This window comes from Treponema sp. (genome assembly GCF_045657965.1).
Taxonomy (GTDB): domain Bacteria; phylum Spirochaetota; class Spirochaetia; order Treponematales; family Treponemataceae; genus Treponema_D.
Genome location: NZ_JAZOUG010000182.1, coordinates 1 through 11,183 on the forward strand (window position 1 = coordinate 1; position 11,183 = coordinate 11,183).

Sequence of the window (11,183 nt, forward strand, 5' to 3'; positions counted from 1 at the left end):
CAGGAGGTCAATAGCCACTACGGGAGTCGAACCCGTCTCTCCGCCTTGAGAGGGCGGCGAACTAAACCGATATTCGAAGCGGCCAAAAAAAACGCTGACCTTTCCGTCAGCGAAAGTTCCCCAAGGAGGATTCGAACCCCCACAATCAGAACCAGAATCTGAGGTGCTACCATTACACAATCGGGGAATGCAATGTATGAATAAATATATAGAAATCATCATTTTATGTCAATAGACAAATCGAAAAAATTTCAAAAATAATTTGTTTTTTTTATTCTACTTCGACAATGGAGATATTCACACTGTCACTACGACCTTTCTGGTCACAGACAGTAACTGTATAATTTCCAGGTTCCGGTATCCATTCAAGTGTTTTTCCAGGATTACACCGTCCAATATAATCACTTCCACAGTACCACAACAATTCTGAAACATCAGCATCGCTTACAGCATAAAGAAGAATTTTATTACGTCTTTTGTCAGTTTTTCTGAATACATAGTCAGTTCGCGTCATAGGAGAAACAATTTCAGGAGGAAAGCCCTGTGACTTAGCATTATAATTAAAATCATTGTCAGGATATTCCGGCGGTTTCAATCTGGGAAGACCAGCCTGAGCAAAAAGATTCTGTAAATCAGTCGGCCAGAATTCACGGACAATAGTTTTTATATACGGTTTTCCAAAATCATCTGTTCTGTAGCCTGTTCTTGTATCGATATTAATTTTTCTGTGAATTTTGCAGCTTGTAATCGGCGATACACCAGGAATAAACCAGCTCCATTCAGTTTCTTCACAGGCTTCAGTCGGAATAGCCCCCGAAACAGAACATACCTTTACCTGAACTGCATTTTTAGGCGGAATCTCAGGTTTAAGCCTCTGCTCTGCTGGAAGTTCAGAAAGTAAATGATAAGCAAGATTAAACAAAAGCGGAGCCGCCATTGTTCTTCCCAAAAAAGAATTATTTCCATGTCCGTCAAAATTACCAATCCAGACTACAATGATATAGCGGTCAAAAATTCCGACACTCCAGCTGTCCTTAAAACCAATAGAAGTTCCTGTCTTATAGCCGATTTTTACATCTGTAAACTCTTTTGGCTTATACTGATATGGAGGAACATTTTCTTCAAGCATTTTTCGAGTGATAAAGGCACTTTCTGCAGTCAAAAGCCGTTTACCGGTGTCTTTTTTTATTGAATAAAGCGGATTAATTTCTTTGTATATTCCGTTATTAGTAAGAGTTGCATACATTTCTGCAAGTTCAAGCATTGTAACTTCTGCCGTACCGAGAACAATTGAAAGCCCGTAATGAGATTTTTCTTTTAATCCGGAAACATTGGCTTCAAGCATAAAATCATATAAATCCCGCTGTGATAAATCACGGTTTAATGCAATTGCAGGAATATTCCGGCTGTCAGTTAAGGCAAACCATGCCTTTACAGGACCTTTAAAAACACTTCCGTAATTATCCGGTGAATATTCATTAAAAGTAACCGGTGTATCTTTCAGCATTGTGCCATAATGAATTAGTCCTTCCTGCAAAGCCAGTGCATAAATAAATGGTTTTAAAGCAGAACCTGGCGAGCGTTTTGAAGTCGTTGCATTAACCTGCCCCTGGATTGAATCATCATAATAGGAAGCTGAACCGATATTTGCAACAATATCCATATTTTTCCAGTCAAGAAGCAGAACAGCACCGTTTTCAACGCCAAAATGACGGTTTTGATTAATATAATTTTCAAAAATCTCTTCGCATTGTTTTTGAAGAGATAAATCTAAAGTTGTTTTTATGATTTTTTGATGTTTCTGATACTGAAGCGGCTTTCGTCCGTCTTTTCCATAATAGATCATCTCACAAAAATGTCGTGCTTCATCCGGGAAACGGCAGACGGTTGACATCTGCATATCCATAAAAGATTCTTTGTCCTGATCTTCAGGATGATTTTCAATCCACCGGCTGAAGAGAACTTTACGCGCTTCAATGAGCTCAGCCGGAGTACGGTTTACAGCGGGAGAACGTTTCACAGGATTTTGCGGAAGAACTGCCAGCATGATATTTTCTGAAAAATTGAGATTCCTGATTGATTTTCCAAAATAATACCAGCCTGCGGTTTCAAAACCTTCGATATTCGAACCGCATGGAGCAAGATTCATGTAAAATTCAAGGATTTCGTTTTTTGAATAGCAGAATTCAAGGTAGAGGGCAAGAAAAATCTGTTTCAATTTACCGTAAATTGATTTTGTGTACAGATGATACTTTAATTTTGCCGTCTGCATAGTGATTGTAGAGGCTCCCATACGACGGGATTTTTTTATATAGGTTTCAATTCCGGCTTTAAAAACTGCAACAGGATTAACTCCTTTATGAGAATAAAAATATCTGTCTTCCTGAAGTAAAACTGCCTCAATAAAGTCCGGCGGAAAATCTGAAAGAGGCCGGTAAATTCTGAATTTATCATCAGACGTGAGAAAAACCTGCAGAAGTTCTCCGTTTCTGTCTGAAAAAGCTGCGGAAAATTCAACATCAGAAAAAATATTGCCGTTAATTTTTTCATAAAAAACACGCGCCATTACCGCAAAATGCAGAAAAATAAACGAGAAGGAAAAAGCGATAACGGCAGTCAGTTGTTTTTTAGACATTCAGAAAAATCAGTTCATTTTTTCGATTGTAACTGCTTCCTGCGGTTTTAATGCACGTATATCTTTGTTGTACATTGATTCTGCAAAAAGCGGAGGAACCGTAAACTTTCCTGAACTTGCAGCTTTTGCCTTATATGTAAAGGTTGTAACTTTATCGGTGACAGTTGTATAAATGACAACACGGTCTTCACGAATATCAACATAATCAGCAGACGGATTTTTATTGTATTTATTCGTACGTATTGATTCGATATCAGCTTCCAGACCAGCGCAAAGCATATCTACTACAGCAACATTGTAAACTCTTCCCTTCTGGCTGCGGTAAGAAATTTTTACAAGAATATCATCCCCTGTCTTTACAGAAATAATTTTTTTACCGTCCAGATTAGTAAATTCGCGGCTTATTTCAAGACCCTCTTTTATTTCCTTTGAAGGAATTTCTGTTTCAAATCCCGCAATTACAGTCTGATAGAAAAGAGGCATTTTTTTGTCTGTACGGAATGAAAGTTTTTCTGCTTTTGGAGAAAATTTTCCCTTAAGTACAGCAGTTCCTTCAAGAGAAAGAGATGTCTCTTCCTTACCGTTAATTTCATAAATCTCATAAATGCCGGCTTTTTCAACAGAAGAATAGCTTTCAAATGCCCTGATTGCAGCTGAAACAGAATATGTGTTGTAATAAGCAGATTCAAGATGTTCACAAAGATAGTCAATCTGATTTGCTTTTATATCTGAAATCCTCTCAGGGAAATAGCATGCTATTATTTCAATGTAAGTTGAAACATAATGCAGACCGTTATGAAAAATCCATGAAGAATCAAATGTCTTTTTACGGTTAATTTTACCTAAAATAGCATTGGCTTTTTTATCCTGTTTAAGCATTGCATAACTAGCAGCCAGATATAATCCTTCATACTCAGTTGCAGTATAATTTCTGCGATTTAAATCTCCTTCAAGTTTCTCGATATAATTTGTCGTAACAATTTCGTTTTTGGTAAGAATATAAATTGCATAAGAACGCTGTAAAATTGAGAATGAGTCATCTTTTGAAGAATCTGCGATTGATTTTACGGCTTCCATAACTCTGTTAAAGAAAGTTTGCGGCACAAAAAAGCCGTGTTTTTTCGCATCTGTCAAAAATTCAGCACAATACAGCGTGATTTCAGACTGAGCTTTACTTTTATTTGTCCAGTATCCGATATTTCCATCGCTCAGCATGCGTGACTGTAAAATACTGAGTGTATCACTTACCATTTTTTGAGCATCTGCGTGTGTTTTGTGACCGGCTTTTACAAAATCTTCATAAAGATACGGATATGCTTTACTTGTAACCTGCTCCGAGCATCCGTATGGATATTTTTCAAGATAGAAATCAAGTCCATCAATAAATCCTGCAGGTGCATTTGAAACAGAAGCCTTCCGCTCAGCAAACTCACTATAAAGATTTCGTTTTACATCTGTAGAAATTTCCTGTTTTTCTGTTCTGCCTGATTTTATCCAGATTTGATACGGCATACTCGGACGTACACTTAAAGTACTTGAAAGAGATGAGTTTTCACTGGAATCAGAAGCAGTAAACTTGATTTCAGCGCCTCCAAGCTCATTTTTTGCCCTGAGTTTAAATGAAACAGTTTCATCTTTTCCTTCATCAATAACAAGTGCAGCAGATTTTTCATTTAAAATTTCAAGATTACTGCTGACTTCAGCCTTTAAAGTGATTTTATTTTTTGTACCGCTGCCTTTGTGATTATTTGTAACTGTAACACTCACATCAAATTCATCAGAAGGACTTACTGCAAGTGGGGCATTCGGAGAAATTACAAATGTATTTGCAGCCACAGCCGATGACTGGGATGCACCCACTGTACCATTAGAAACAGCAACTGCCATTATCCGTAAAGTCCCGTTAAAATAATCCGGCACATGATAAGTAACACTGCGCTTTTCTTTACCAGTTTCGATTATTCCGGACCAGTAAGCAACCGGTGCATTCTGTTTCCGTTTGAACGGATTTAAATTTCTGGAAAGAGCATCCATACTTGCACCGCCACCGGTTGCACTCATAGTTTTTAAAACTTCAAATTCAGGAAGAATCAGATCAAGAATCTGAGAAGTGCTTACTTCAAGTGCACGTTTTTTAAAAAAGAAGGAAAGCGGATCAGGTGTTTTGTATTTTGCGACCTGTAAAATTCCTTCATCAACGGCAAAAATTACGATTTTACCTTCATCACTTGAAGAATAATTGATTGTAAGGTCTTCCCCGGATTTAATTTCATCCTTAAAATCAAGACTTATTCTGTTTGTCCGGCCAGATTTATCCAGTGTAAACGGAACTGCCCCGTAACAGAACGGACTCATAAAAATTTCATCAGAGGAAGGATTTCTGGTAAACATTACATTGATATAAGCATTACCTTCAATATTTTGAGGAATTTGAATTGTCTGAACGCTTGAAAGTTCATTCGTTTTAAACCACTTCCATGAATAAACCTTATCCCGTTCAACCGTAATTAAGCCGAATCCCGCATAAGGAGCTTTGATAAAGATTTTTGCCGTTTCTCCGCCAGCCAGATCAGATTTTTCAAGCTTTAATTCAAGTTCCGCTGTGCGGGTAAGGCTTCGTGAAGAATTTTCCTCACCTATAACAGTACAGTTAATTGTATTGAATACAAGACCTTCTGAATCAACAAGTGTGATTTTAAATTCACCTGCTGTTTCTGAAGGAACAAAGAAATCTGTACCGTTTTTAGAAATTGAGACAATCTGACTGGAAAGAGGATAAGCTTTTTTAACCGACTGATACTTAAAAAGACCGTTAGGCTGCTTTACCAGAGTGGAAATATATTTGATTTCTTCTATTTTGACAGTAACATCATTTAAATCGATTTTGTTGAGATTCTGGTCGATTGCGATAAATGAAAGTTTTCGTTTTGTATTTTTATTGATATATGAAAGTGAACCGTCCGATTTATAACCAATTAAATACTTTAGAGGCGAAACATAAAGGCTTGCCATTTGAGAAACAGAACGTCCGCTTTCTTTTTCAAAGCCTTCTGCATAAAACTCAAGGCGGTAAGTCGCTTTTTCAAATTTATTGACATCCAGTTCGAAGCTGGCATCTCCATTTTCATCTGTCTGCTGTGTACCTAAAAACTGTTCATACGAATTTGTTTTTGAGAACGGATCAGAAAAATAATAATCAGAATATTTTCTTAAAACAGGAAATCCCGGATAAAGATTCATCTGGGCCTTTACATCATTTTTACTTGCCGGAGTGCCAAACAGATTTTTAAGATTTACATTTCCTTTCAAAACCTGAGGATTTATCCAGCCACCATTTGGAATTGGCTCAAAAGTCGTAGAAATTTTTAAAGTGTCCGGCTGAAACTCTTCGATTTTTACAGAGGTTGATGAAAGGAAGTCTCTCTCTGTTTTACCGTTTCTCTCACGAAGAATATAGAGATTTACATCATAGACACCAGTCGGTGAATAATCTTTTGTTGCAAAAGTAATTTCTTCAAAACCGGCTGCTGAAAGCTGAAACTGATTTGTATACAGAACGGAATTTTTAGAATCCCTGACTTCACATTCAAGAGGAAGATTTTTTAAATTTTTGTTCCAGTCACCGGATTTTGCAATTAAACCAATATGTACAGTATCTCCAGGTCTGTACATTCCGCGGTCAGAGAACATATATGCATTAATTTTTGCAGGATTGTCACTTCCGTATTCACCGCCAATATTGTAATTCGAATAATCCAGGCTTCTTCCGCGTTCTGAATAAGGCATAAACGAAAGATCACCGGAAGTTTTTACAATGTATGCTGTAGGAGCATGTTCGTCTCTGTAAACATCTGATGTAGTTTTTGGAAGATTTGCGTGCCCTGTAGAATCAGTATAGGTCGAAACAATTGCATTTCCGTTTAAGCCGACAATCTGAACCTGAGCATTTGAAACAGGATTTCCGCTTGAAATTGACTGCACAAAAACATCTTTGGTACCGTCAGGATTTCTTTTTACAATAAAGCCAAGATCTGTAACAAGGATTAGTCTTTTATCTTTCTTAGAATAATAATCTGCTCTATTATTGGAATAATCTTCAACTTCAAAGAGAAAGAGCCCGTTTGAAAGATTTTTTCCGGGGTTTGGCGTAAGGTGAGAAGAAAAATCAAATGAAAAATATGAAACCTTTTCTTTAGACCATCCGGGAACATTATAAACTGCATATTCTTTTTCAGAAATATTGTCTTCATCAAAACTGTATGAATCAAAACGGAAATTCTTCATATCACCGTTTGACATCGAAACCAGATGATTTACATCCTTCGGCATGATTCTTGACAGTGTGTAGCGTACTTTTGAAACACCCCTGGAAGAAAGCGCCATTTTTCGGCTTCCTGAAAGCGAAAGAATCGTGCCTTCAGAAAGAATTCCAAGTTCAACCGGATAAGATTTTACCTGAATAAAGGCATACGGATAATCATCAAGACAGGAAAGTTTATATCCGCCTAAAAAGCTGATTGTGCCTGTAAAACGCACAAAAATATAAGAACTTTCAGGAGCTTTGATGATAAAATTATTTAATGTTACTGCATTTTCTGCAGTCGGAATAAGTTCTGCTTCAATTTTTTTAGACTGTGATTTTACTAAATCTGTAAAAACATCCTTTTCTGACCACTCCCAGTCGTAATTTTTCTGTTCCTGAAATCCCTGCTCTTCCGGCTTATCTTTTGGAAGCACAAAAACTTCCATATGGGAAAGCAGCTCTTCACCGCTTACCTGACCTTTTGTTTCAACACTTATAATCTGATCATAATTCTGCGCCTCGTTTTTTATAAGGCTGTGAGAAATTTCATTAATTTTTACATAATCGGTCATGCCTGGAATTTCAACCGGATAACTTCCGCTCATTTTATCCGTACCGCCGAAAGTTGTTTTAATTCCTGAAGAGCGTTTTACTGTAAAAGTAGAAGTTTTTGGCGGAATCGGAATCAAATCACTTACAAGATATACTTCACGGGAATCTTTACTCCAGGAAACAGTGTAATCAACTTTTTTAGTTGAAGAACTGCCTTTTTCACCAACAACTTTCATTTCCATAGAAATGAATTTCTCAAAACCTTCTTTTTCAATCGGATGGCTTGCAGAAAAGGAAGCTGTAACCCGCTTTTCTGAAGGATTTTCCGGATTTATGTAAAATTCAATATCAGAAAGAGTAATTTCAAACCCGTCTGTTTTAAATGAAAAATCGTTATTAACGCGGACATTATCAGAGAAAATCTTTTGATTCATTTTGACTTTATATGTAGTTCCAAGCTGCCAGCGTTCTTCAGGCTTAAAAACTAATGCTGAATCAGAACTCCAGCGCCACTTACCGGGAATTGCAGGAGAAATTTCGATTAAACTGCCTTCTTCTCCATCATCTGGTATTTCTTTATCGGTTAAATCAAGTCTTGAAACCGAACCGCCGAATTCAACATAAAGTGTATCGATTGCACCATCAGCATTGTAAGCAACACTCGGCTTGTAAACACCGTACTCTACAAACACTTTTTCTGTTTTTTCTTTGCAGGAAAAAGTAACAAAAGCAAAAATTGAAAGAAGAACAGAAATGAAAACAACATTTTTTTTCATATAAAAACTCCATTTTTTTTGGATAAATTATTCTAACATAAAGACAACAACTTGCAAATTACTATTTTCTCCCTTAGAATATAAAAATATGCAGTTAGAAGGCACAGTTTTAAGCGGAAGCAACAATATTTTTGAAATTGAATGTGACGATACAGACGATGACGGTAACCACATATTACGTTCATGCTCATTTAAAAGCAAACGGCTCAAACTAGATACCCGTTATTACAATCCTTTAGCGCCCGGAGACCGGGTTCAGCTGGAAATTGAAAATCAGGAAGACAAAAAAGGTCTGATTCTTTCATTAATTCCACGCAAAAATGCTTTTTTAAGATGGAACATAAAAGGCCGTGCACCCCAGCTTTTAGCAGCAAATCTTGATTACATTATTTTAGTAACTACTCCGGGTGAACCTGAATTCCGCCCGCGATTCATTGACCGTGAGCTTGTACAGGCAGAATATCAGAATCTTACTCCGATTATTGTTGTAAACAAATATGATTTACCGGAAGCTCAGGATCCGGATTTTCAGAGCCGTCTTACAATCTGGGAAGATGCCGGCTATAAAGTTCTGCGCCTTTCTGCAAAAACAGGCGAAGGTCTTCGTGAACTTGCAGAACTGATTACAGGAAAATTAAGTGCTTTAGTCGGTCAGTCCGGAATCGGAAAATCTTCCCTTGTAAATGTCTTGGATGATACCTGTGTCTTAAAAACAGGAAGTTTAAGCAAAAAATATGGAAAAGGTTCCCACACAACAACAAAAGGCACACTCATGCACATCCGCCTCAACGAATCAATAGTCGGTGGTATTCAGAACGTGTATGCCTCAATAATCGACACTCCTGGAGTGCGCAGGTTTGTCTTAAATGACATTGAAGCCGACGATCTTGCACTCTACTTTCCTGAAATGGAAAAATTAATTGGCACCTGTAAATTCGGCACAAACTGCCGGCACGAAACAGAACCGGGCTGCAAAATCTTAGAGGCAGTTCAGGCAGGGGTAATAAGCGAAGAGAGATTTGAAAGCTGGCAGCGTATCCGCGAAGAAATTAAAACAGGTTCGTGGGAAGACTAAAAAATAAGAATGCACAAAAGAACACTCGAACAGCTTGATTATTACAGAATCCGTGACACTATTGCAAACTTTTGCGTAAGCGAAGAGGGAAAGAATGCGCTTTTAAGGCGGGAACCTTTTACTCAGAAAGACACAGAAGAAATAAACTCTCTTAAAACTCTTTCTTCCCAGTGGCAGAAAGCCGTTCAATCTAAAAATCCAGTGCGCCTTCACTCATGGCCGGAAATTTATTCGTTTTTAAAACTTTTGCAGGCTGAAGGCACAACTCTTGAACAACAGCAGCTTTACGCACTCTACCTTTTTGCAAACTCTGCACTCGATTTATATTCTTCTGTTAAAACTTCATCGGCAGAACTTTCCCTTAAAAATCTGCTCGATCTTGCAGAAACTCTTCCCTACACAGCACTCGAGAACTCTGTTTCGATTATTTCGCGCATTTTAGACAAGGACGGAAACCTTAAAGATTTGCCTGTACTGCGTGAAATACGGGCAAAAATCGCTCAGATCAATACTGAAATCAAAGCTGCGCTCAAAAAATACACAAGCGACACTTCCCTCAATTCAGTTCTAGAAAGTAATGTACCGGCATTCAGGGCGGACAGGCAGGTTCTGGCGGTAAAAGCAAGCCAGAGAAACAGAATCTCCGGTATCGTTCACGAAGTTTCAACTTCAGGCCAGACTCTTTTTATTGAACCTGAAGAAGTCGTACGCAAAAACAATGAACTTTTACAGGAAGAAGCCCGTCTGGCGCAGGAAACAAAAAAAATCTTTAAAGAAACAACATTCCTTCTCCATCCGCTTTACGATGATTTAAAATCAGCCCTTAAAACGATGACGCTTTTTGACTCTACCTATGCACCTGCCAGATGGGGCTCAGAAAATCTCTGCAATTACGCACACAACTGTTCCAGAAGCGAAGAAGATTTTCCAGTATTGATTCAGGCACGGCATCCTCTGCTCGGCGAAAAAGCCGTTCCAATCGACATAAAATGGCTTCCAGGGAAAAATGTTCTGATTATAACAGGCCCGAACACAGGCGGAAAAACAGTCACCTTAAAAACATTTGCACTTCTTTCCATGCTCAACCAGTCAGGCTTTCCGGTTCCGGCAAGTGACGGCACCCGCCTTCCTGTCTTTAATTCAATTTTTGCTGATATCGGTGATGACCAGTCAATCGACAATTCGCTTTCAACATTCAGTGCACACATGAAAAACATTGCAGCCGCAGTAAAACATGCAGACAGCAGTTCCCTCGTCCTTTTAGACGAATTCGGCGGCGGAACTGACCCGCAGGAAGGCGGTGCTGTTGCAATGGCATGTCTTGATTCTTTAATTGAAAAAAACGCCTTTGTATTAGTTACAACACACCATGGAAGTCTCAAAAATTACGGCTACACCACTCCTTCATGCATAAACGCAAGTGCGGAATTTGATTCAAAGTCTTTAGCCCCGACTTACAAAATCGTAATGGGTGTTCCGGGTGAAAGCCATGCCTTAGACATTGCAAAACGCTCAGGTCTTCCTTCTAACGTAGTTGCAAAAGCAAAAAGCTACCTTACAAACCAGCAGGCAGACGTTTCTACCCTTATCAAAGGCCTTACACAAAAACACGCAGAACTAAACAGACGTGAAAAAGAATTTTCTGATACAGAAAACCGGCAGAAAGAAAAAACGGCAAAACTTGAGCAGAAAGACCTTCGACTCCGTCAGAAAGAAAACGAGCTTAAAGAAAGAGAATCGCGGGAAGAATCAAGATTTTTACGCGAAACAAGAAAAACACTCGAAAACCTTGTGCGTGAACTTCGTGAAGGTGAAATTACACGCGAAAAAACTCTCAAAATG

At 38.3% G+C, this 11,183-nt stretch carries 4 protein-coding genes and 2 tRNA genes; 2 read left to right on the forward strand and 4 right to left on the reverse strand.

All coding sequences use genetic code 11. From position 1 onward, the window contains the following. Positions 1–11: 11 nt before the first annotated feature. The 4 genes from ACKI5B_RS06935 to ACKI5B_RS06950 form a co-directional block, all read right to left on the reverse strand. Positions 12–84, reverse strand: a tRNA-Glu gene (locus tag ACKI5B_RS06935). Positions 85–116: 32 nt separating this feature from the next. After that, a tRNA-Gln gene (locus tag ACKI5B_RS06940) sits at positions 117–187 on the reverse strand. Between the two features lie 84 nt (positions 188–271). Then, positions 272–2,635 (reverse strand): penicillin-binding protein 1C, encoded by a 2,364-nt coding sequence (gene pbpC, locus ACKI5B_RS06945; protein ID WP_407427170.1) that lies wholly within the window; start codon positions 2,633–2,635, stop codon positions 272–274. Between the two features lie 9 nt (positions 2,636–2,644). Then, on the reverse strand, positions 2,645–8,266 hold the full coding sequence (locus tag ACKI5B_RS06950; RefSeq protein WP_407427172.1) for an alpha-2-macroglobulin: 5,622 nt from the start codon (positions 8,264–8,266) through the stop codon (positions 2,645–2,647). 88 nt (positions 8,267–8,354) lie between these two features. Between ACKI5B_RS06950 and rsgA the strand changes: the two genes are divergently transcribed. Beyond that, positions 8,355–9,341 carry a ribosome small subunit-dependent GTPase A gene (gene rsgA / locus ACKI5B_RS06955; protein WP_407427174.1) on the forward strand — a complete coding sequence of 329 codons (987 nt, stop codon included), beginning with the start codon at positions 8,355–8,357 and terminating at the stop codon, positions 9,339–9,341. A 9-nt stretch (positions 9,342–9,350) separates the two neighbouring features. Beyond that, a partial coding sequence (locus tag ACKI5B_RS06960) for an endonuclease MutS2 (protein ID WP_407427176.1) occupies positions 9,351–11,183 on the forward strand: 1,833 nt, incomplete at its 3' end.